Raw genomic sequence first — 22,676 nt, forward strand, 5'->3', positions numbered from 1 at the left:
AGGGTCCATGGTGAACTCGGCCGCAACTTGCAACGCGCAGCGCTGGCTGTCCATCGTCGGGATTGGCGAGGATGGTATTGACGGTCTCTCAACGGCTGCACGACGTCTCATCGCGCAGGCGGCGCTCGTGGTCGGCGGCGCGCGCCATCTCGAGCTTGCGGCGCCGTTGATTGCGGGGGAACGGCTGGCGTGGCCCAGCCCGCTGAAGCTCGCGTTCGACCAGATCGCGGCGCGACGGGGAGAGCCCGTCGTCGTTCTCGCAAGCGGCGATCCTTTCAACTACGGCGTCGGCAAGCAGCTGATGCAGCGTTTCGCGTCCGCCGAGATGCTTTGCGTCCCGCAGCCCTCGGCCTTCAGCCTCGCAGCGGCACGGCTCGGCTGGCCGCTGCAGGATGTGGCGCAGGTGACGCTGCACGGCCGCCCGCTCGAAGGGATCATCCGCCATCTCGCGCCGGCGGCGCGCATTCTGGCCCTGGCCTGGGACGGTTCCACTGCCGCACGGCTCGCCGCGCTGCTGACCTCACGCCGCATGGGACGCTCGCGCCTGACGGTGCTGGAAGCGATCGGCGGCGCGCACGAACGGGTGCGCAGCGCGTCGGCCGACGCGTTCGATCTCTCTGATATTCATCCGCTGACGACGATCGCGATCGATGTCGAAGCGGAGGTTGATGCGCCCGTGATCCCGCTGACCGCCGGTCTTGCCGATGACCTGTTCGAGCATGACGGCCAGTTGACCAAGCGCGAGGTCCGCGCCGTGACGTTGTCGGCCCTGGCGCCGCGTCCGGGCGAGCTGTTGTGGGACGTCGGGCTGGGCTCGGGTTCGGTGGCAATCGAGTGGCTGCTGCGTCATGGCTCGTTGCGCGCAATCGGCATCGAGGCGCGCCAGGACCGGGCCGACCGGGCGATGCGCAACGCGCTGGCGCTCGGCACTCCCGAGCTGACACTGGTGACGGGGCGCGCGCCAGCGGTGCTGGCGGATCTCGAAACGCCGGATGCGGTCTTCATCGGCGGCGGCATTTCGGAAGCGGGGGTGTTCGAAGCCGTCTGGTCGCGGCTGAAACCCGGCGGCCGCCTCGTCGCCAACGTGGTGTCGCTCGAAGGCGAGACGCGGCTGAGCGCGTTGTTCGGCCAGCATGGCGGTGAACTGATCCGCATCGCCGTTTCGCGCATCGAGCCGGTTGGCCGCATGCATGGCTGGCGGCAGGCCATGCCGATCACGCAGTGGCGGGTGACGAAGCCATGATCGCGCTCGGGATTGGTTGCCGGCGTGCCGCCGACGTCGCAGATATCGAGGCGGTCATCGCGCATGCGCTCTCGCTTGTGCGCCTCGCGCCCGCAGACGTGGCGGTGCTCGCCACTGCGGCTGACAAGGCCAGTGAGCCTGGCGTGATCTGCGCCGCGCAACGGCTTGGCCGTCCGCTCGTCGCCATCGCCTCTGCTGACATGGCGGCTGTTGCCGATCGCGCGATCACGCGGAGCGATCGCGTCAGGTGCTTGAAGGGTGTACCTTCGGTTGCCGAGACGGCGGCGCTCGCTGCCGCCGGCGTGAATGCCCGGCTGATCCTCGTGCGCGTCGCAAACGCCGTAGCGACCTGCGCGGTGGCGGAGGGCGACGGCGCCATTGTTGCGGAGCCTGCCTCATGACGGTGCATTTCGTTGGCGCGGGTCCAGGCGCGCCGGACCTGATCACCTTGCGCGGCCGCGACCTGATCGCGCGCTGCCCGGTGTGTCTCTATGCGGGCTCGCTGGTCCCTCGGGCGCTGCTCGATCATTGTCCACCCGGCGCGCGTATCGTCGACACGGCACCGATGTCGCTCGACGAGATCGTCGCCGAAATCGAGCGCGCCACGCTCGCGGGCGAAGATGTGGCGCGACTGCATTCCGGCGATCTCTCGATCTGGAGCGCGCTCGGCGAGCAATTGCGGCGCCTCGATGCGTTGCGGATCCCCTACACGATCACACCGGGCGTGCCGTCGTTCGCGGCGGCTGCCGCCGCGCTTGGCCGCGAACTGACCTTGCCGGGCCTCGCCCAATCGGTGGTGCTCACGCGGACGTCCGGCCGCGCGTCGGCCATGCCGGAGACGGAGCAGCTCTCGCTGTTCGCGCAGTCGCGCGCCACGCTCGCCATCCATCTCTCGATCCACGTTCTCGATAAAGTCGTTGACGAGCTGCGGCCGCATTACGGTGACGACTGTCCGGTGGCAATCGTCTATCGCGCGAGCTGGCCGGATCAGTTGGTCCTGACCGGCACGCTGGCGACGATCGTCGGACGAGCCGCGGCTTCCGCCGTGGAGCGGACCGCGCTGATCCTCGTGGGCCGCGCGCTCGCAGCCGAGGATTTTCGCGACAGCGCGCTGTACGATACCGGCTATCAGCGGCGCTTCCGCGGGAGGGGCGAATGAGCCGGTCCCTGACTTTGTCCCACCAGCCGGCCGTCACGGTCGAACACGGCGACGTCGAGGGCCATGTCGTTGTCGCCCAGCGCACGCCGCGCCGTCTTCCAGGCGGCGAGCGCGACGGCCTCGCCGGCGGGAAATCCGACCCGCTCGGCCTCCTGCAGCACCTGCAGCGCGGTGTTGGCCGTGCGCGCGCTCGTGACCAGCGTGGCCGGCGCCCCCGCGTCACGCAGCGTGTTCGCGAGCCAGCCGAGATCGACCTCGCCGGCGCGCGAATGCAGGTCGAGCAGGCCCTGGCCGAGCTTGGTCATCTTGGCGAAGCCGCCGGCCACGGTGACGCGGGCGACCGGATGCCGGCGCAGATATTTCAACATGCCGCCGGCGAAATCGCCCATGTCGATCAGCGCCGTCTCCGGCAGGCCATGGAGCTGCTGCACGGCCTTCTCGGACGTGCTTCCCGTCGCGCCGGCGATGTGCGGCAGGCCAGCCGCGCGCGCGACGTCGATACCGCGATAGATGGAGTGGATCCAGGCAGCACAACTGAACGGCACCACGATTCCCGTGGTGCCGAGGATCGACAGGCCGCCGACAATGCCGAGCCGCGGGTTCAGCGTCTTCCTGGCGAGCTCCTCGCCGCCGGGAATGGAGATCTCGACGGCCACATCGCGCGCCGCGCCGAGCGCGGCAGCGGCCTCATTGATCGCCGCCGCGATCATCTCGCGCGGCACCGGATTGATCGCAGGTTCTCCCGGCGGCAGCGGCAATCCCGGTCGCGTCACTGTGCCGACGCCGGGGCCGGCGCGGAACGCCACGCCGGAATTGTCTGCACCGCGCCGCAAAGTCGCTTTGACCAGCGCACCGTGCGTGACATCAGGATCGTCGCCGGCGTCCTTGACCACGCCCGCGGTTGCCTTGGTGCCGTCGGCCTCATGCATCGCGATCGCAAAGCCGACGCGACGTCCGCCGGGCAAGGCGATCTCGACCATGGCAGGACAGTTGCCCGTGATCAGCAGCTCGTAGGCGGCGCGCGCCGCAGCCGTGGCGCAGCTGCCGGTCGTCCAGCCACGCTTCAGCGGTTGGTTCGGCGGATCCGCAGTTTCCTTCATGTCCGTTCGCATAGCACATTTTGCCATGCCTCGGCGGCGTTGCGGCCATGACCATGGTGGCGCCCAACGGAATCATCGTCGCCGCGCCGCGTTCCGGCGCCGGCAAGACGACGGTCACGCTCGGGCTCTTGCGTGCGCTCAGCCGGCGCGGCGCGCGCGTGCAACCCTTCAAATGCGGCCCGGACTATATCGATCTTGCCTATCACACGGCCGCTGCAGGACGGACGAGCTACAATCTCGACGGCTGGGCGATGTCGGCGCGGCAACTGCTCGGGCTTGCCTGCAGCGTTGCCGCCGACGCCGATATCGCCATCATCGAGGGCGTCATGGGCCTGTTCGATGGTGCGTCACATCCCGGGCGCGCGGGCAGCGGCTCGGCCGCGGATCTCGCAGCCCTGACCGGCTGGCCAGTCGTGCTCGTTCTCGATGTCAGTGGGCAGACCGAGACGGCCGCCGCCGTCGCGCTCGGCTGCGCGCGTTTTCGCGACGATGTTCGCGTGGCCGGGGTGATCCTCAATCGGGTCGCGAGCGAGCGCCACCGAGCGCTCATCGAGCCGGCGTTCGCGGCTATCGGAATCAAGGTCCTCGGCGCTCTGGCGCGGGACGCGCAATTGACCTTGCCGGAACGTCATCTCGGCCTGGTCCAGGCCCAGGAGATCACGGCCATCGAGGTCCATCTCGAGCGTCTCGCGGCCAGCGTGACCGGATCGGTCGATCTCGACGCGCTGCTCGCTCTCGCGAACCCGATCCGCGCGCCCGATCTAGCGGCGCAGACATCCAGCCTCGGCCTCAAACCGCCCGGACAGCGCATCGCGTTCGCAGCAGATGCCGCCTTCTCGTTCAGCTATCCGCACCTCCTCCGGCACTGGCGCGCCCAGGCCGCGGAGACCATTCCGTTCTCGCCGTTGAACGACGAGGCTCCCGATCCCGCAGCCGACGCGGTCTGGCTGCCAGGCGGCTATCCCGAATTGCACGCGGGACGGTTGGCCTCGGCGCGGTCGTTCCTCGATGCGTTGCGCGCGATGGCGTTACGCGGCGTGCCGATCCACGGTGAGTGCGGCGGCTACATGACGCTGGGGACAGGACTCGAGGATGCTCACGGTGTCCGGCATGCGATGGCCGGGCTGCTGTCGCTGGAAACGTCGTTCGCGCGCCGCCGTCTGCATCTCGGCTATCGTCAAGCGACGCTCTTGGCCGACTGCAGTCTCGGCGGAAGAGGGGCCGTCGTTCACGGTCACGAATTCCACTATGCAACCATCCTGAGCGAGGCAGACGATCCGCTGATCGCGTGCCGCGATGCGTCGGGCGGCGTCGTCGCCGAGCGCGGCGCCCGGCGCGGGTCGGTGACCGGATCGTTCCTGCACGTCCTGAGCGGGGAGGGCGCATGAGCGAGCCAGGCCGAAGCCCTCCGCAGTTCGACGCGACATTCCGGCAGCGCTTTGCCGAGCTGGTGCGCTGGCGTCGCGACGTCCGCCGTTTCCGCGCCGATCCGGTCTCCCCAGAGCTGATCGAACAGTTGCTCGCGCTCGCGTCCCATGCGCCATCCGTCGGCTTCTGCCAGCCCTGGCGGTTCGTGCTCGTCGAGAGCCCTGAACGCCGCGCGACGGTCATCGAGAACTTCCAGCACGCGAACCAGGCCGCGCTCGCCGGCTATGATGGTGAGCGCCGCGCGCTCTATGCAAGGCTCAAGCTGGAAGGCTTGACGCAGGCGCCGGTCCATCTCGCAGTCTGTGCCGACGAGGGCGCTGCCACCGGTCATCGTCTCGGCCGCGCCACGATGCCGGAAACGCTCCGCTACTCGGTGGTGGCCGCGATCCAGACGTTCTGGCTGGCAGCGCGCGCGGAAGGTCTCGGCGTCGGCTGGGTGTCGATCCTGGACCCGGCGGCTGTCTGTCGTGAACTCGAGTTGCCGTCCGACTGGAGCCTAATTGCGTATCTCTGCGTCGGCTGGCCGCAGGAGGAGCATGACGATCCCGAGTTGGAACGTCACGGCTGGGAAACGCGGCTCGACCAGACCGTGATCAAGCCGCTCAAGCGCTAGTCACGATGCGAGCGCCAGCGCCGGTGCGTCAACCGTCATCGGCTCGCCGACAGCGTCCGCGGCGCGCATGAGCTGAAACCGTGTGCCGTGCAGGTTGAGGGTCAGTGGAATGCCGCGGAAATCGTCGTGAAAGGCGCGGATGCGGCGCGCCATTTCGGCCGGATCGATGTCGACGGGCATGTCGCACATGGCGGCGTACATCTGCCGGGTGCTCTTCGCGCCGCTCCAACCGGTGCCGAGTGCCGGCAGCCGGCCGGCATGGCAGGCGAGGTCGCGCGACATCCGCCAGAACAGATAGGCGAGCCGCACGAACGTCATCTGCTCCAAGCCGCGGACATCCACGCCTCGCGGGATGTCGAACGTCTCGACACCGACGATCGCGCCGCAGTCGACCCGGGCCTCCATCGCATGGGCCGTCGCGCCGAAGCGCGTCGCACCGTCGTACATCGCGAAATGGGCCGGTGCCCAGCCGGGATAATCCGGCGGGCCCGGATGAAAATTGTAGGCGCCGTGGCCGACCGCCTGAAGGATGGCGGCGGGCACGATGACGCCGGTCGTGAAGGCAAGCAGGCGGGATCTGCCGAGCACGTCGCGCTCGATGGCTTCGATGTCCTGCAGGCTGACCGCGAAACGGAATGCGAGGGCAGGGTTGTGCGCCCGCAGGAGCTCCGACAATGCGAGCTGCTGGTCGCGGCTGCCGGTGAGAAGGATGATGGTGTCGAACATGATTTGTCCTGGCTGGCGTCAGTGGCGATGGGCGTTGAAGCTGGCGGGCCGGCGCGTCGCTTCCGAGGCGGCGGTGGCGGCGAACAGATCGGCCGGCAGTTCCTGACCGGGGATGATCTCGAGCACCATGTTGTCGGCCAGCAAAGCGGCCTCCCTCGCGATGCGAACCTCCGGCGGCCACGAGCACAGCGAAAGCTCGAGGCGGCCAAAGCCGCCGCAATCGGCGACGAAGGCGCTCGTCAGCCTCTCGATGCTGTCAGCCGTTGCGCGTGCGCTACTGCGTTCGACGTCGCGCAGGATGACCGTGATGCCCCGGTCGGACTTCACTCTCGAGCGCACCACGAGCAGCGACTCCAGCGCGCCGACGCGCCCAGCCCGCCGCGGCGACCGCGCCACCTCGGCGAAGTCCGGGTCGGGACCAAGATCAGCCTTGGTCGGCTTCAGATTGTGCACGATCGTCGCGTTGCGGACCCCGGCTTCCCCTGCAACGGCATGAAAGCTGCGGGGAAGCCAGACCGTGTCGAGCGCGATCTGAGACGTTACCGCACTCCAGGCCTGGTCGATCAGATAGCCGCCCCAGACATCGGGGTATGACGAGGCGATCTCGCGCCAGGTCGTCAGCATTGTCTCGGCCGCCTTGGAGCGACCGAAATAGAGGGTGCGCGGCGACATCTCCCAGCCGTTCCACTTATGGACGGCGAAGTCGCAGCCCGTCAGATGAGGAAGGTCCGGGGCGGCTTGAAACATCACGTCTGCCTCGACGTACAACAGCGGCTCGCGGTGACGCTGCCACATCCGCGCGATGAAGTCGGCCTTGTCGGCAGCGCTCAGACGCTCGCCGGGGCGTCGATCGATCGCCTCGATGTCGAATGGGAGCCCGAACCGCTGCAGCGAGCGTCTGAGATGATAGACGTGCAGGTCGCCGACCGTCGTTGGATGGCAGGACACGACACGCATCGCAGTTGCGGGTGCCGCCTCCGGAGCAGGCCAGTCGCGGCCGCCCCACCACAATTCATGCGGACCGTCGGCTGAGGTGCCGACGGTACCGAACGCGGTCAACTTGGATTTCAGGAAATCGAACGCAGGATTTTCGCCGAAGGGGATGACCACGGCGTCATACGTTGTCAGCGAGCCATGCAGCAGTTCGGCACCCGCGCCCGTTGGCGGGTCGAGCAGGACGACCGTACGGCCACGGCCAAGCGACGGACGGTCGCCGCAGTGAATCGGCGGCCCGAACGTCCGCGACAGCCATTGGAGACGACGACCTTGCTGCTGACCGAGCTTGACGCCAAGAGCGCGCAGGGCTTGCACCGGGTCGTCGTCAATGGTCTTCGGGTCTTGTCGCGTCATGCCGGGTCCTCCTGCACAATCAAACGGACCACGTCAGCCAATCAGGCGCGTCGATCGCGCATGTGCTTGCGCTGATGAATTGCGATGATGCGCGTAGGACGAGGCTCTCGACACGGAAAACGCGAACTTCGTTTCGCAATGTTGCCGGGCGCGCCGCTCGAAACCCCAACGGTTGAATCGACATCGTGATTGCAGAAGCGGAAGTACGTGCATTCGCGTCCGGTCTGATCAAGTTAACCAGCACTGACGTGAGCGATTGGGCGCGCAAAAGCGATCGCTGTGCGGATCCCGCGCTTCACGCTGATACGTTGAACGCAACTCCGCTCCGGAGAGTCTGTATCGATCGAAACATTCAGCAACATTCGGTGACGCTATGGACATCGATGGACATCCAGGCATGTGTCGATGGCGCGCGACGCATCACGTCGTTCGCTCCATTTTGTCGCGTCATCAGCAACTACAACGTACGAACGCGACAGATCAGGCGCGTCATGTCGCAAAAATCGTCACGCGATTCAAAAATCGCGTCTGCGGCAACTGACAGAGTCGAAAAATGAGATAATTTCGTCGAGGTGATTCGGAAAAAATTGCCGGGCGAGATGATCGTTTCGCAAGAATTCCGGACCTTGCGCGAGCGCGGATTTGGCGTGCGCGGTACGCATCCACGGATGCTGTTAGTAAGCGTTGCAGCTCGCGTTTTCTGCTGAATTCGTCTTCCGGAATGAAATCCCCGCCATGCCGAACATCGGCCTTTCCTCCTCAACGACCGTCGAGCGCTCGATCCGCGTGCGGCAGAATTTGCCTGTCCCTAGGCAAAACATTCCATCTAACTACCTGAAAAGTCACAAAAAATCTTCGCCTGCTTCTCTCGATCGCAGCGTTCAACGATCGGAAGCCGTCTGCGAACTGCGTAGTCGGCATTGCGGGTTGGAGATTCGGAAATGAGCTACGCGCTGGACGTCTGGGCCCCGGCCGATGGCGTATCTTCGAAGGAGCCGGAGGCGCCGGACGTTGCGACGCTGCTGTCGAGCGAGTCGGCCAGCACCGTTCCCGACTCCGCGCCGCCAGGCGAGGCTGCGATCTTTGACGAGGACAAGGATCTGCTCGACCGGCTGGCCACTGGAGAGGAGCTCGCATTTCGTCTCCTCGTCGAGCGCCACATCGACCGCGCCTATGCGATTGCGTTGCGCATCGTCGGCAATGCTGCCGATGCAGAGGACGTCGTGCAGGATACGATGTTGAAGGTCTGGACGCACCGGGGGCGGTGGCAGCACGGCCGCGCCAAATTCTCGACCTGGCTCTATCGCGTCGTCAGCAACCGCTGCATCGACATCCGGCGCAAGCCGCGGACCGAGAATGTCGATGTGGTGCCCGAGGTTGCGGACGGCAAGCCGGATGCAGTGAGCGTCATCGAGCGTGCGGAGCTCAGCGACCTCCTGGAGGGAGCGATGCAGCGGCTTCCGGAACAGCAACGGATCGCTGTGATCCTGTCGTATCACGAGAACATGAGCAACGGCGAGATCGCCGAGGTGATGGACACGACAGTGGCCGCCGTGGAGTCGCTGTTGAAACGGGGACGCCAGCATCTGCGCGACATGCTGCGGCGTCACGAGCGCGACATTCGCGGCGCCTTCACGGATTGCTAACCATAAAAATCCCGTCGCGGGAGAATTCCCGCCTGATTCCCGCAGGCGCTTCCGTTTGATCGGTCAGACGGGGCCGATCCGCACCGTCAGTCCTTCCACGATGCGGCGTGCTTTGCCGATCACTCAGGAGTCCTCACCGTGCCCGCAATTTCCACCAACATCGCCGCCAACTCCGCCGTCCGCTACCTGAACATCAACTCCAACCAGGAGACGAGCTCGCTCTCCAAGCTGTCGAGCGGTTCGCGCATCACGTCAGCCTCGGACGACGCGGCCGGTCTCGCCATTTCGACGCGCATCTCGTCGGACATCACCACGCTGCAGCAGGCCGCGACCAACACGGCGCAGGCGACGTCGATCCTGCAGACCGCGGATGGTGGCGCATCCAACATCAGCGACATCCTGGCGCGCATGAAGTCGCTGGCCTCCGAGTCCGCATCGGGCACCACGGTCGGAACCAGCCGCACCTACATCCAGTCGGAATTCTCGCAGCTCACCAGTGAAATCTCGTCGATCGCGACCGGAACGCGCTATAGCGGCCAGAGCCTGCTCGACGGCACCAGCACCTTCTCGTCGGGCGTCTCGGTCCTGGTCGGCTCGTCCGCGTCCGACACCATCAACATCACGCTGTCGGATCTCACCGCGAGCACGCTCGGCGTCTCGTCGCTCGACGTCAGCACCCAGACCGGCGCGACCGCAGCCTTGACCGCTCTCGACACCGCGATCGACACCGTGTCGAAGGCCCGCGCCGACATCGGCGCGCAGGAGTCGCGCTTCAACTTCTCGGCCGACTCGATCTCCACGCAGACGCAGAACCTGCAATCGGCCAATTCCGCGATCAAGGACGTCGACATCGCGTCCGAGCAGGCGAAGCTGTCGTCGGCGCAGGTGAAGACCCAGGCCGCGGTGTCGGCGGAAGCCGCCGCCAACCAGATCCCGCAGTACCTCCTGAAGCTGCTGGGCTGAGCCGTGATCTGCCGGGCCGGCGCCTCGCCGGTCCGGCTTTTTCCTTGGAGGACGACGACGGATGACGGTGAGCAGCGCAACCTCGAGCACGAGCAGCACGACGTCGTCGTCTTCATCATCGTCGACGAGCTCGAGCAGCTCGCTCACGACGTCGGGCACGAGCACGACGAGCACGATCGACTGGACCGCGCTGATCGAGTCCGCCGTCAATGCCAAGCTCACCCAGGCGACCCAGATCTCGACCAAGATCACGGCCAATGAGGCCAAGATCACGGCGTATCAGACGCTGCAGACCGCGCTGAAGACGCTGTCATCTGGATTGTCGTCACTGGCGACGTCGATGGTGAACTCGCTTGCGACCAACGCCTTCGCCACGCGGGCCGCCACCATCAGCGCGACCGGCGACGTCAGCGCCTCATCGGCTCTGTCGATGTCGGTGAGCAACGGAGCCGCGACCGGCAGCCACACGCTGACGATCAGCCAGGTCGCCACGGCTCACAAGGTGACGGGCGCGACGCAGTCGAGCCAGACCGCGGCACTCGGCTATTCCGGTACGTTCTCGCTCGGCCTGTCCGGGGGCAGCACGGCCGACATCACCATCACCAGCGGCATGTCGCTGCAGGATGTCGTCGACGCGATCAACGCCCAGAGCTCCACGACCAATGTCGAGGCGTCGATCGTCCAGGTATCGAGCGGGTCCTATCAGCTGGTGCTGACGGGAACCCAGGATGCCGCGGACATCACCTATGCAAGCTCGTCCGGGGACGACATCCTCAACAAGCTCGGGGTGACCGACAGCTCGGGAGCCTTCGCGACGGTGCTGCAGACGGCCCAGGCCGCGGAGTTCACGCTCGATGGGATCAGCCTGACGCGCGATACCAACGACATCACCGACGTTCTCAGTGGCGTCACCTTCGACCTGCTGCAGGCGACCCCGTCCGGAACGACGCTGACCGTCACGATCGGGACGGACACGAGCCAGATCTCGTCGGCATTGCAGACATTCGTTACCGACTACAATGCATTCCGCGATGCCGTGATCGCGCAGCAGACCACCAATTCAGACGGGACGGCGTCCTCGAGCTCCGTCCTGTTCGGTGACGGCACCATGCGCGACATCATGAATTCGCTTCAGGCCGTGCTCGGAACCTCGGTCGGCGGGTCGACGATGGCCGACCTTGGCCTGTCGTTCAACGAGAAGAACGAGCTCGAACTCGATACCAGCACGCTGTCGACGATCCTCAGCACCAATCTGAGCGGCGTGACGACGTTGTTGTCGGCGCAGACCAAGACCTCGTCGAGCCAGCTCAGCGTGGTCAATACCGGGTCGTCGCCGCAGTCGTTCACCCTTGATCTGACGGTGGATTCGTCGGGAAATCTTTCGGCGGCGTCCGTCGGTGGCGACAGCTCCCTGTTCACGGTGAGCGGCAACACGATCGTGGGCAATTCCGGGACGATCTATGCCGGGATGGCCTTCACCTATGCCGGCTCGACGTCGCAATCGATCACCGTGACCTCCACACAGGGGCTCGCGACCCAGATCTACCAGATCGCCAAGACCGCATCATCCAGCACGGGATCGCTGCAGACGCTGATCGATAATCTGACCTCGCAGGACGACACGATGCAGGCCAAGGTCGATGACATCAAGAGCTCGGCCTCCACGTTCCAGACGCAGCTTACGGCGCAGTACGCCAAATATCAGGCTGCGATCGAGAGCGCCAACAACACGCTCACTTATCTGAAAGCCCTTCTCAACGCGAGTTCGAGTAACTGATGACCCAGAATTCGATGGCGCAATTCGCAAGTCAGGCCTATCGCGGCGCTGCGGTGGCCGTTCCGCCGCTGCGGGCCGTCATCATGCTGCTCAACGGAGCGATGATGAGCTTGCAGAAGTCGCTGCAGGCGCAGGAGGCTCGCCGCTTCGAGGAGGGGCACACCCATGTGACCCGGGCGACGGCCATTCTGCGCGGATTGAGCCTTCACCTCGATCCGACGCGCGGCGGGCCGGTCGCCGACCAGCTGTTCGGAACCTACAACGCCCTGATCGTGGCCGCGCTGCGGGCCTACGGTCGACCTCACATGCGCGAGAATTTCCAGCGGATCACTGAAAGTCTGCTGGAACTGCGGGAGGCGTGGGAGGCTGTCGAGGCGGCAACCCGGGGAAAGCGAGCGGCCGGTGATTCGGCCAACCCTCGGTAGCTTTGGCGAATCAGGCCCCTGCCGCACCGCGGAAATCTTGGGAAACGGATCAGAAACGGGCTGCATTGTCTCCCGTTTCGGTATCCAGTGCGGCCTCGCGTGCATACGGCTCCCGAAAAGTACGGAGTTTTCCGTGTCCGGTTGCGGTCGATCGCCACAATTGCCGATATCAATTTCGTTCGCGGGCTGAATGCTTTATGACCAAGCTGGAAGCGCTGGATTGGGCGGACGATGGACGTCAGGGAATTCGAGGATCTGATCGGCAGGCTGGGTGAGGACATCTCGCGCTGGCCAGCGGAGCAGCGTCAGTCAGCTGCTGACCTGCTGGCATCCTCTCCCGAAGCCGATCGATTGCTGTCCGAGGCACGTCTTGTTCGTGAGGCGCTGTCGTCGCCGCCGGCGCGTGCACCCGCGGGCTTGACGTCGCGCATCCTTGCTGCGGCCCATCGCCTGACCCAAGAGGAAGCGGCAACCGCCCCGGCCGACGCCCACCAGCCTGGCTGAGCCCTAGCCAGGGCCGAGCTTGGGCGGCTACGCTTTGGCCGGTTGGACTTCGGCGCTGGAAGCGCAACACCATCGCATCAGTCATCTCGCTCAATCTGTCGAGCTCTCTTGCGCGCGAATCCGGGCGCCCGAGTGCGGCGACGGCGAACCGTCGCGCCGATGCAGATCGGAGCCTCGCACCAGGCGATTTTTGCCCACTCAGCGCAACCGCGCGGCGGCAAATTCTGCCGTCGGATCAACTAATTCGACCGACTAATTGTGCGCCTGGAATCGGCGTTCCGGCCGTTTGATCAGCAAACGCCTTCACGACCGCGTGGTCGTGCTGTGTCCCGCCGTCGTTCGCGGCGCGAGCCGGAGTTCTGCCATGACCGTTTCTGCCGCGAGTTCGTCGACTGCGACCACCTCATCGACCTCATCATCCAGCGACACATCTCGTACGACACTCAGCTCGACCGACTTTCTTCAGCTCCTGGTGAGCGAACTCCAGAACCAGGATCCGCTCAATGCGACCAGCGTGACCGACTTCATCAACCAGATGACGTCCTACGCCAACTACACCTCGCAGCAGTCGCTCAACAGCAGCATGACCTCGCTGGCCGGCTCGTTCTCGAGCCTGGTGACGCTGAATTCGGTGAACTACATCGGTCACACCGTCGAGGCCAAGAGTGACACCGCCGTTCTCTCGAACGGCTCGGCGACGTTCGGCTATTCGCTGTCGTCGGCGGCATCGAACGTTTCGATCTCGATCAAGGATTCCTCCGGAAGCACGGTCTGGACCGGCACCGGGACCGGCAACAAGGGCGCCAATTCGATCACCTGGGACGGCACCGATTCCAGCGGCAATCAGCTCAGCGACGGCGGCCAGTACACGATCTCCGTGACGGCGACGGACTCCGCGGGCACCTCGGTCCTCAACTACACGACGGTCACCGGGACCGTAACCGGCATCGACACCTCGACCAGCACGCCCTCGCTCACCGTCGGCGGCGTTCCTGTCAGCGCCAGCAACATCATCGGCGTCACCTCCTGACGGCATTACCCGGAGTACAATCATGAGTCTTTCTGGAGCCCTGTCATCGGCGATCTCGGCGCTCAATGCGCAGAGTTCGTCGCTCGCCATGATCAGCGACAACATCTCCAACGCCGATACGACCGGATACAAGACCACCTCCGGCCTGTTCGAGCAGCTGGTGACGGCATCGAGCAGTTCGAAAGCCTATTCCTCGGGGGGCGTCTCGGTCTCCGGCCGTGCCAACATCACGCAGCAGGGGCTGCTGGCCGCCACCACCAACGCGACCGACGTCGCAATCCAGGGCTCGGGTTTCTTCGTCGCGACCAACTCGACTTCGGCCGGAGGCGAGACTTTCTACACCCGCAACGGCGCGTTCACCACCGACAATGCCGGCTATCTCGAGAACGACGGCTACTATCTCGAAGGCTGGCGCACCGATGCAACCGGCAACGTGGTCGGCAACGGCCTCGAGCCGGTCAATACGAAGGTGGCGCTGACGAATGGTGGGGCGACGACCAAGACGTCGCTTGCGGCCAACCTGCCGGCCGATGCCGCGAGCGGAGACACCTTCAGCAGCTCGATGACCGTGTACGATTCGCTGGGGCAATCGCACGCGCTCAACGTCACCTGGACCAAGGGGGCGACGGCGAACGAATGGACCGCCGATTTCGCGCCGGCGACGGCGTCGGACGGCACCGTGACGAGCGGCACCTATACGATCGATTTCAACTCTGACGGCTCGCTGAACACGGTGTCCTCGACCAATCTCGGTATCACCTGGAACAACGGCGCCGCGGCGAGCTCGATCGCGCTCAGCTTCGGCACCACCGGCGGCGGTACCGACGGCCTGACCCAGTTGTCGTCCGGCAGCACGACGCCGAGCGTCTCCAACTTCAGCGCCAATTCCGATGGCATCTCGTTTGGCACGCTGAGCAGCATTTCGGTCGGCAAGAATGGTCTCGTCGAGGCGACCTATTCGAACGGACAGACGGTTCCGATCTACAAGCTCGCGGTGGCGACCTTCGCCGATCCCAATGGTCTCGTGGCGCATAGCAGCGGCATGTACACGTCGACGGCGACGTCGGGCAATGCGACCCTGCAGGCGTCCGGCGAGAATGGTGCAGGAACCATCTACGGCAGTGAGCTGGAATCGAGCACGACCGACACCACGGGCCAGTTCAGCAACATGATCTCGGCTCAGCAGGCCTATTCGGCGGCATCGCAGGTGATCTCGGCCGTCAACAAGATGTACGACACGCTGATTTCGTCGATGAGGTGATCATGGCCGACCTGAAGAGGGAGCGGCTCGGCGAGGGCGAGGCTCTGCTGAAGAGGCTGCAGCGGCTGAGACTGCGCGCTGCGACCGCCGGCAAGGACGACCGCGCGCAACTGCTGGCCTTGATCGACGATATCGAAACGGTCCGACGAAAGCTGCTGCGTGAATGCGCGCTGCTCGACGAAGAGCTCAAGGTCGCCACCGTGAGGGTGACGGCGCTGAATACCTACGCCCGTGTCGCGCAGATCAGCCGCCGACCGCAGCGTGAACAGTAGGATGGGAGCGACAGGATGAAACACGCAATTCAGGCCGATCAGCGGCCGGCCAGCGAAGATGAAGTGCGGACCTTGATCGCGCTGATCGACGAACTCATCGCGGTGGTGTCGGAGGAGAATGCGGAGCTTGCCAAAGGGCTCCCGGCCTCGCGTTCCAAGCAGCTCGACGACAAGAATCGGCTCGCCGGGCTGTTTGAGCAGCGGGTCGCCGAATGCGCCAGGCGAACGGCGAGCCTCGACGTCCGCGACCGTGTGCTGCGCGAGCAGCTCATGGAGCACATCTTCAACCTTCGTGGCGCGATGGACGAGAACCTCGTTCGGCTGCGGGCTGCGATCGAAGCCAGCAATCGTCGCATCGAGGCGGTGATGCAGGCGATCCGCGAGCAGATCGCGAATGCCTCGCCCTATGGCGCCGGTGGACGTCGTACCGCGCGTGCGACGTCCTGTGGAACCAACGTGAGGGCGTGATGGCCAGCCAACAGCGGGAGTAGGGCAATGTCGCTCGACATAGCACGGCTGGTCGCCTTCAGCGGCATCTCGGCCACGGAGCTGCAGATCAGCGTGGCGTCGTCGAACATCTCGAACGCCGACACGAAGGGGTATACGCAGAAGACGGCCAACCAGGTCACGAACGTGACCGGCGGAATCGGGACCGGCGTTTCCATTACCGGCATTTCGAGCAATGTCGACAAGCTGCTGCTGAAATCCTTGATCGGAGCCAATTCGGAGCTCGGCGCGGCCGACACCACGAACAACTATCTGACGCAACTGCAGCAGCTGTTCGGCAGCGCGTCCACATCCGGCACCTCGACGACGGGAACGTCGCTGGCAAACTCGCTGGCATCGCTGGAGTCCGCCTTGTCGTCGCTGGCGAGCTCGCCCAGCAGTGTTTCGCTGCAATCGGCAGTCGTCAGCGCGCTGGATGACTTCGCCAGCCAGCTGCGCAGCACGTCGAGCGGTGTGCAGACGTTGCGGGCCAACGCCGACAAGGACATCGCGTCGTCGGTTCAGAGCGCCAACGACGACCTGCAACAGATCGCCGATCTCAATGTCGAGATCCGCAAGATGGCGGCGTCCGGCCAATCGACCGCCGATCTCGAGGACGAGCGCAATGCCGCGTTGCAGGACCTTTCGTCCTATATGAACGTCAGCTACTACGCGGCGTCGGACGGCGACCTTCAGGTCTATACCTCGTCGGGGCGAGCTCTCGTCGACAGCTCGGCGCACACGCTTAGCTATACGGCCTCGGCGAATGTCTCGGCGGCGTCGAGCTATGCGTCCGGCGGCTTCAGCGGCATCATGGTCGACGGCGTCGACGTCACGTCGCAGATCACGTCGGGCAAGATCGGTTCGCTGGTCACGTTGCGGGACGAGACCCTGCCGGCCGCGCAGACCCAGCTCGATCAGCTGGCCTCGCAGCTGAAATCGTCGCTGAATGCGATCACCAATGGCGCATCGGCCGTTCCACCTCCGACCGCTCTGACCGGGTCGGCGAGCGTCAGCAGTACGACGGCCCTGTCGGCGTCCGGAACGGTCCGCATCGCCGTGGCTGACCAGAGCGGCAATCTCGTTTCGTACGAGGATCTCGACCTGTCGTCCTATGCGACGGTGGGCGATCTGGTCACGGCGCTCAACGGCATCTCCGGGGTCTCCGCCTCGATCGATTCCAGCGGACACCTGTCGATCAGCGCCACGTCGTCGTCGAACGGCATCGCGATCAACGACATGACCAGCGCGGTCGGCGGCAGCGGCTTCTCCGACTATTTCGGCATGAATGACCTCGTCACCGGCACGAGCGCCGCCAATTTTGCCGTCAACAGCAGCATCCTGAGCGGCGCGGCCGGTCTGCCCACCGGCACGCTCGACGGCTCCGCGACGTTGATGACCGGCAGCCAGGTGCTGACGGCCGGCTCGGCGACGGTCATCGACGCGCTCGTTGACAAGCTGACCGGCTCGACCAGCTTCGCGTCGGCTGGCGGCCTGAGCGCAACGACCGGCTCGTTCGCCGACTACGCCGCGGCGATCGTCGCCAATGTCGCCAGCAAGGCGTCGCAGGCCTCCACTGCCTACACCGCGAAGTCGACGGCCCAGTCGAGCTATGCCAGTTCGCTGTCCTCGCAATCGGGCGTCAACCTCGACGAGGAGACGGCGCGGCTGAGCTCGCTTCAGAACAAATACGCTGCCGCCTCGCAGCTGATCTCCGTGGTCAACAGCATGTTCTCGTCGCTGCTCACTGCCGTGCAATCGACCTAGTCCGGAGTGCACATCATGACGATGCGGATTGCGACATTCTCGAACTCCGACCAGATGATCACGGGCGCGCTGCGGACGCAGGCGACCATGGCCAACCTCCAGGTGCAGGAGGCCTCGGGGCTGAAGGCCGAGTATCTCGCCGGTTACGGCGCCGACACCCAGCACGTCGTCAATCTGCAGGTCTCCGTCGCGCGGGCGCAGTCCTACATCGACGCTGCGACTCTGGCGGACAGCAAAGTGCAGGTCATGTACTCTGCCGTGGGGCAGGTGTCGGACATCGTCAGTCAGCTGCGCACGGCCCTGAGCGCTGCGAGCTCCGGCAGCAGCACGGGAACCACGTCCGCGATCAGCAGTGCGCAGCAGTTGCTGCAGCAGATGTCGGGCATTCTGAACACCCAGTACGACGGGCAATATCTGTTCGGCGGTGCGCGGACCGCGACGGCGGCGGTCGATACGTCGAGCTTCGCTTCCGGCACGGGATCGTTGACCACGACGGATACCAGCTATTTTCAGGGCGACAGCGAGCTTGCCACGGTCCGGGTTTCCGATGGGCAGTCGGTCACCTATGGCGTTACTGCCGACAACCCGGCGTTCGAGGAAGTCATGCGGGTCCTGAAGTTCGTGGCCAACAGCTCGACCCTGTCCGGAACCGACATCACCTCCGCGCTGTCGCTTGCCGATCAGGCGGTCGACGATGTCGCCACGGTACAGGCCAAGCTCTCCGATGCGGCGTCCCGGATCGAGAGCGCGAAGTCGCAGCAGACCGATTACAAGAGCTATGCCGAGAGCCTGGCGACCGACCTGACCAGCGTCGATGTGGCGGCGGTGACCGCCCAGCTCTCGACTTATCAAGCCCAGCTCACGGCGAGTTATACCGCCATCTCCAAGATCCAGAGCCTGAACCTGGCCAGTTACCTGCGTTGAGCCCCGACTTATCGCGCGGCGATGCAGGGCGCAGGGACCCGAGCAGAGCCGGATCTGCCGGGCGGGCATAGACCTTGCCGGCGGCCGGCCTTGGGATCCGCATTCCCAGCCGATTGAAACCATGCGCCGCGCCGGAGGTTTGTTGACGGGCATCTCGTCGGCGGAACTCTCATGGACCAGATAACTCAGCCTCGAAGCGACGGCCATGGCTTGCGGCCCGTGGCGGACAATGTGTGGATCGTCGACGGCGGCCGGATTCGGGCCGCCGGACTGCCGCTCTCCGTGCGCATGACGGTGATCCGCCTGTCGAGCGGTGATCTGCTGCTGCACTCGCCCACGCGCTTCACTCATGCGCTGCGGGAGGAGCTGGAGCAGCTGGGACCCATCAAATATCTGCTCGCGCCCAACGTCGCGCACTGGATGTTCCTGCCGGACTGGCAGGCGGCCCTGCCGAATGCGCAGGTCTTCGCTGCGCCGGGCTTGGCAGAGCGCCAGCAGGTTCGCCGCAGCGGCCTGCGTATCGATCGTGAGCTGACCGATGTCACGCCGGACGAATGGTCCGCAGATATCCAGTTGGTGCTCGTTGCCGCACCGATGTTCACCGAAGTGGAGCTGTTTCACGGGCCGAGCCGCACACTCGTCCTGACAGACCTCGTGCAGAACCTGGCACCGGAAGGTCTGGGCATCGTGGCGCGGACCGCGGCGAATCTGCTCGGGATCACCGCGCCTGATGGCAAGGCACCGACCCATCTGCGGATGCTGCTGCGGCTCGGCGGCCGTGCCGTCCGGCTCGCGGCGGCGCGGTTGATTGCGCTGGCGCCCGAACGCGTAATCTTTTCCCATGGCCGATGGTTCGACACCGGCGGCGCGCACCAGCTGCGCCGCGCGCTCGGCTGGCTGCTGGATGCCTCCCCCGAGGCGCGCCGGCTGATGCGTGATCTGAAGGGAACGCGCGTCGTGGTGACGGGCGCCTCGAGCGGCATCGGCCGGGCGACGGCACTCGCCTTGGCGCGGGAAGGGGCCAGCATCGTGCTGGCCGCGCGGCGCGTGGACGTTCTGAAAGATGTCGCGGCCGAATGCGAAACCCTTGGCGGGCGCGCCATCGCCGTCGGCACCGACGTGACCGATGCAGCCGCGGTCATGCACTTGGCCGATCAGGCCGTGCAGACGTTCGGTGGCATCGATGTCTGGATCAACAACGCCGGAACCGGGGTGTTCGGCGCCTATCAGGACGCCGACATCGCGCTCCACCGTAAGACCATCGAGGTCAATCTGCTGGGGACGATGAACGGTGCCTATGCGGTTCTGCCGGTCTTCCTGCGGCAGCAGCGCGGAACCTTGATCAACAACATCTCGCTCGGCGGATGGGCTCCGACTCCGTTCGCCGCCGCCTACACCGCCAGCAAGTTCGGCCTCCGCGGCTTCTCGGCGAGCTTGCGTCAGGAACTCGCCGGTCACAAGGATATCCACGTCTGCAGCGTATTCCCCGCGATGGTCGACACGCCCGGCTTCGTGCATGGCGCCAACATGTCCGGCCGCAATCTCGGTCCAGGACCGCTGCTGTATCGGCCCGAGGACGTCGCCGAGACGTTCTTGCAGTTGATCCGCGCTCCTCACGACGAAGTCGCCGTCGGCTGGCCGGCGCGGCTCGGGCAGATCTCCTATGCCCTGGCGCGCTGGCCGACCGAGCGACTCCTGAGCACGGCGTTCCGTTTCCTGTTGTCGCGCGCGAAGGGCGCACCACGCAGCACAGGTGCCGTGTTGGCGCCGATCGCCGCTGGCACCGCGGTGAGCGGCGGCTGGCTCGTGCGCAAGAAGCTGCCGCCGGCCGGGCAGCTCAGCAGAATTGGATTGGCACTTGGGCTCGGAGGCATCGCGTTGGTTGCTCTTGCGCGCGCCCGCCGGCCTTCGCGGCCATCGCGCCGACATATTACCCGCTGATCCCCGGGGGCGTCCATGCTCGGCAAGCTCGATTGGTCGGCGATCCCCTTTGGCCAGCCCATCCCGCTCGTGGCCGCAGGCCTCGTGCTGGTGGCGATCCTCGGTGTCCTCGTATGGGTCTTGGCGAAGGGGTACTTCCCTTATCTCTGGCGTGAATGGATCACCAGCGTCGATCACAAGCGGATCGGCGTGATGTACATGCTGCTCGCCTTCATGATGCTGCTGCGTGGCGGCACCGATGCGATCATGATGCGAACGCAGCAGGCGGTGGCGTTTCATTCCAACGGCTATCTTCCGCCGGAGCACTACAACCAGATCTTCTCCGCCCACGGCACTATCATGATCTTCTTCGTGGCGATGCCGTTCGTGATCGGGCTGATGAATCTGGTCGTGCCGCTGCAGCTCGGGGTACGGGATGTCGCCTTTCCCACGCTGAACTCCGTCGGCTTCTGGCTCACGGCCACCGGCGCGCTGCTGGTCAACGTGTCCCTCGTGGTCGGCGAGTTCGCGCGCACCGGCTGGCTGCCGTTCCCGCCCTTGTCGGAGTTGACCTACTCGCCGGGAGTCGGCGTGGACTATTACATCTGGGCGCTGGAGATCTCCGGCGTCGGGACCCTGGTCAGCGGCATCAACCTGGTCACCACCGTCCTCAAGCTGCGCACCCGGGGCATGAGCTATCTGCGCATGCCGATGTTCTGCTGGACCACGCTGGCAACGAACCTGCTGATCGTCGCGGCGTTTCCGATCCTCACGGCGACGCTGACGATGCTGATGCTCGACCGCTATTTCGGCTTCCACTTTTTCACCAACGAGGCCGGCGGCAACATGATGATGTTCATGAACCTGATCTGGGCCTGGGGGCATCCCGAGGTCTACATCCTGGTTCTGCCGGCGTTCGGGATCTACTCCGAGGTGGTCGCGACGTTCTCGAGCAAGTCGCTGTTCGGCTATCGCTCGATGGTGTTGGCGACCATGGCGATCTGCGTCATCTCCTTCATGGTCTGGCTGCATCATTTCTTCACGATGGGCGCGGGCCCCGACGTGAACGCGATCTTCGGCATTGCCAGCATGATCATCGCGGTGCCCACGGGCGTGAAGATCTATAATTGGCTGTTCACGATGTATGGCGGGCGGGTGCGCTTCACGACGCCCATGCTGTGGTCGGTCGGCTTCATGATCACCTTCATGATCGGCGGGCTGACCGGCGTGCTTGTCGCGGTGCCGCCGGCGGATTTCCTGCTGCACAACAGCCTGTTCCTAGTCGCCCATTTCCACAACGTCATCATCGGCGGCGTGCTGTTCGGGGTGTTCGCGGGTGTCACTTACTGGTTTCCAAAGGCGTTCGGCTTCCGGCTGTATGAGAGCTGGGGCAAGGCGGCGTTCTGGTTCACCCTCATTGGCTTCTACGTGACCTTCATGCCGCTCTATGTCGTCGGCCTGCTCGGCATGACCCGACGGATGCAGCACTACGATGTCGCGGAATGGCGTCCCTGGCTTGCGGTTGCGACGTTCGGCACGGCGCTGCTCGCGATCGGCGTCATTCTTCAGATTCTCCAACTGGTCTTCAGCATCCGCGATCGCGATCTCCTGCGCGACACGACCGGCGACCCCTGGGACGGCCGCTCGCTCGAATGGGCCACGTCCTCACCGCCGCCGGTGTTCAATTTTGCGGTGCTGCCGAATGTGACGGGGCAGGATGCGTATTGGCGGATCAAGGAAAATGCAAAAGACCAGCAGCCCCATACGCGGGAAAAGGACTATCAGGACATCGAGCTGCCAAAAAACTCCCCCACGGGATTCGTCTGCGCCTTCTTCGCCACGGTCATGGGCTTCGCGCTGATCTGGCACATCTGGTGGATGGTGGCGCTCGGCGCAATGGGCGCGTTGGCGACATTCGTCGTGTTTGCCTGGCGCGATCACGACGAGTACGTCATCCCTGCGGCGGAGGTCGCCCGGATCGATCGGGGCATCATCGAAGCGCGGCAGGGATTGTCGTCGTCAGCGGCTGCCGGGGCCTGAGACCCATCGAAGGGAAGCTGCCGGTGCGTCGGGCCAGCCGCA

21 protein-coding genes are annotated in these 22,676 nt (G+C 65.2%); 18 read left to right on the forward strand and 3 right to left on the reverse strand.

Translation table 11 applies throughout. The features are described 5' to 3' along the window. The first annotated feature begins 7 nt into the window (after nucleotides 1-7). From cbiE to cobM, 3 genes are read left to right on the forward strand one after another with little or no spacing between them, the layout of a single operon-like run. Nucleotides 8-1,243, forward strand: a complete 1,236-nt coding sequence (cbiE, locus tag ACQR03_RS31625; RefSeq protein WP_316184480.1) for a precorrin-6y C5,15-methyltransferase (decarboxylating) subunit CbiE — start codon at nucleotides 8-10, stop codon at nucleotides 1,241-1,243. Then, entirely contained in the window at nucleotides 1,240-1,644 is a 405-nt protein-coding gene (locus tag ACQR03_RS31630) for a cobalamin biosynthesis protein (protein WP_315718442.1), read from the forward strand. The genes cbiE and ACQR03_RS31630 overlap by 4 nt, the downstream gene beginning before the upstream one ends. Next, a complete protein-coding gene (gene cobM, locus ACQR03_RS31635) occupies nucleotides 1,641-2,402 on the forward strand; it encodes a precorrin-4 C(11)-methyltransferase (RefSeq protein ID WP_316184478.1) in 762 nt (253 codons plus the stop codon). Before ACQR03_RS31630 ends, cobM begins: the two co-directional genes overlap by 4 nt. On the opposite strand, the gene ACQR03_RS31640 is transcribed toward cobM, so the two are convergent. Continuing rightward, nucleotides 2,372-3,502, reverse strand: a complete 1,131-nt coding sequence (locus ACQR03_RS31640) for a cobalt-precorrin-5B (C(1))-methyltransferase (protein ID WP_316184477.1) — start codon at nucleotides 3,500-3,502, stop codon at nucleotides 2,372-2,374. The genes cobM and ACQR03_RS31640 overlap by 31 nt on opposite strands. A gap of 47 nt (nucleotides 3,503-3,549) precedes the next feature. On the opposite strand from ACQR03_RS31640, the gene ACQR03_RS31645 reads away from it, so the two are divergent. Both ACQR03_RS31645 and bluB read left to right on the forward strand, forming a co-directional pair. Continuing rightward, entirely contained in the window at nucleotides 3,550-4,890 is a 1,341-nt protein-coding gene (locus ACQR03_RS31645) for a cobyrinate a,c-diamide synthase (RefSeq protein WP_316203069.1), read from the forward strand. Continuing rightward, a complete protein-coding gene (bluB, locus tag ACQR03_RS31650; RefSeq protein WP_315754509.1) occupies nucleotides 4,887-5,543 on the forward strand; it encodes a 5,6-dimethylbenzimidazole synthase in 657 nt (218 codons plus the stop codon). The genes ACQR03_RS31645 and bluB overlap by 4 nt, the downstream gene beginning before the upstream one ends. Here the strand turns inward: bluB and ACQR03_RS31655 are convergent, their stop codons facing one another. Together ACQR03_RS31655 and ACQR03_RS31660 are read right to left on the reverse strand one after the other, a co-directional pair. Next, nucleotides 5,544-6,269 (reverse strand): formyltransferase family protein, encoded by a 726-nt coding sequence (locus ACQR03_RS31655; protein ID WP_315754507.1) that lies wholly within the window; start codon nucleotides 6,267-6,269, stop codon nucleotides 5,544-5,546. Between the two features lie 18 nt (nucleotides 6,270-6,287). After that, the gene (locus ACQR03_RS31660; protein ID WP_315754505.1) at nucleotides 6,288-7,619 is read right to left on the reverse strand and encodes a hypothetical protein; all 1,332 of its coding nucleotides are present in this window, start codon (nucleotides 7,617-7,619) and stop codon (nucleotides 6,288-6,290) included. Between the two features lie 941 nt (nucleotides 7,620-8,560). Between ACQR03_RS31660 and ACQR03_RS31665 the strand changes: the two genes are divergently transcribed. The 13 genes from ACQR03_RS31665 (at nucleotide 8,561) to cyoB (ending at nucleotide 22,634) form a co-directional block, all read left to right on the forward strand. Continuing rightward, the gene (locus tag ACQR03_RS31665) at nucleotides 8,561-9,265 is read left to right on the forward strand and encodes an RNA polymerase sigma factor (protein ID WP_315754502.1); all 705 of its coding nucleotides are present in this window, start codon (nucleotides 8,561-8,563) and stop codon (nucleotides 9,263-9,265) included. Nucleotides 9,266-9,403: 138 nt separating this feature from the next. Beyond that, nucleotides 9,404-10,228: a flagellin gene (locus ACQR03_RS31670; RefSeq protein WP_315718450.1), complete on the forward strand. Its 825-nt coding sequence runs from the start codon at nucleotides 9,404-9,406 to the stop codon at nucleotides 10,226-10,228. 61 nt (nucleotides 10,229-10,289) lie between these two features. Continuing rightward, nucleotides 10,290-12,005, forward strand: a complete 1,716-nt coding sequence (gene fliD / locus ACQR03_RS31675) for a flagellar filament capping protein FliD (protein WP_315754500.1) — start codon at nucleotides 10,290-10,292, stop codon at nucleotides 12,003-12,005. Then, entirely contained in the window at nucleotides 12,005-12,430 is a 426-nt protein-coding gene (gene fliS, locus ACQR03_RS31680; RefSeq protein ID WP_315754498.1) for a flagellar export chaperone FliS, read from the forward strand. The genes fliD and fliS overlap by 1 nt, the downstream gene beginning before the upstream one ends. 231 nt (nucleotides 12,431-12,661) lie before the next feature. Next, entirely contained in the window at nucleotides 12,662-12,934 is a 273-nt protein-coding gene (locus ACQR03_RS31685; RefSeq protein ID WP_315754497.1) for a hypothetical protein, read from the forward strand. Between the two features lie 364 nt (nucleotides 12,935-13,298). Continuing rightward, on the forward strand, nucleotides 13,299-13,964 hold the full coding sequence (locus ACQR03_RS31690) for a flagellar hook assembly protein FlgD (protein ID WP_315718454.1): 666 nt from the start codon (nucleotides 13,299-13,301) through the stop codon (nucleotides 13,962-13,964). A gap of 22 nt (nucleotides 13,965-13,986) precedes the next feature. Continuing rightward, a complete protein-coding gene (flgE, locus tag ACQR03_RS31695; protein WP_315754495.1) occupies nucleotides 13,987-15,225 on the forward strand; it encodes a flagellar hook protein FlgE in 1,239 nt (412 codons plus the stop codon). A 2-nt stretch (nucleotides 15,226-15,227) separates the two neighbouring features. Further along, nucleotides 15,228-15,497, forward strand: a complete 270-nt coding sequence (locus ACQR03_RS31700; RefSeq protein ID WP_315754493.1) for a hypothetical protein — start codon at nucleotides 15,228-15,230, stop codon at nucleotides 15,495-15,497. 15 nt (nucleotides 15,498-15,512) lie between these two features. Further along, nucleotides 15,513-15,965, forward strand: a complete 453-nt coding sequence (locus ACQR03_RS31705; protein ID WP_315718457.1) for a flagellar protein FlgN — start codon at nucleotides 15,513-15,515, stop codon at nucleotides 15,963-15,965. A gap of 27 nt (nucleotides 15,966-15,992) precedes the next feature. Continuing rightward, a complete protein-coding gene (gene flgK, locus ACQR03_RS31710) occupies nucleotides 15,993-17,750 on the forward strand; it encodes a flagellar hook-associated protein FlgK (RefSeq protein WP_315754491.1) in 1,758 nt (585 codons plus the stop codon). Between the two features lie 54 nt (nucleotides 17,751-17,804). Then, a complete protein-coding gene (locus ACQR03_RS31715; RefSeq protein WP_315754572.1) occupies nucleotides 17,805-18,674 on the forward strand; it encodes a flagellin in 870 nt (289 codons plus the stop codon). A 171-nt stretch (nucleotides 18,675-18,845) separates the two neighbouring features. After that, nucleotides 18,846-20,615: an SDR family oxidoreductase gene (locus ACQR03_RS31720; protein WP_315754489.1), complete on the forward strand. Its 1,770-nt coding sequence runs from the start codon at nucleotides 18,846-18,848 to the stop codon at nucleotides 20,613-20,615. A 15-nt stretch (nucleotides 20,616-20,630) separates the two neighbouring features. After that, complete coding sequence (cyoB, locus tag ACQR03_RS31725; RefSeq protein WP_316203067.1) at nucleotides 20,631-22,634, forward strand: cytochrome o ubiquinol oxidase subunit I; 2,004 nt, start codon at nucleotides 20,631-20,633, stop codon at nucleotides 22,632-22,634. Nucleotides 22,635-22,676: the final 42 nt, after the last annotated feature.

Source organism: Bradyrhizobium sp. HKCCYLS3070 (assembly GCF_051167575.1).
Classification (GTDB): domain Bacteria; phylum Pseudomonadota; class Alphaproteobacteria; order Rhizobiales; family Xanthobacteraceae; genus Bradyrhizobium.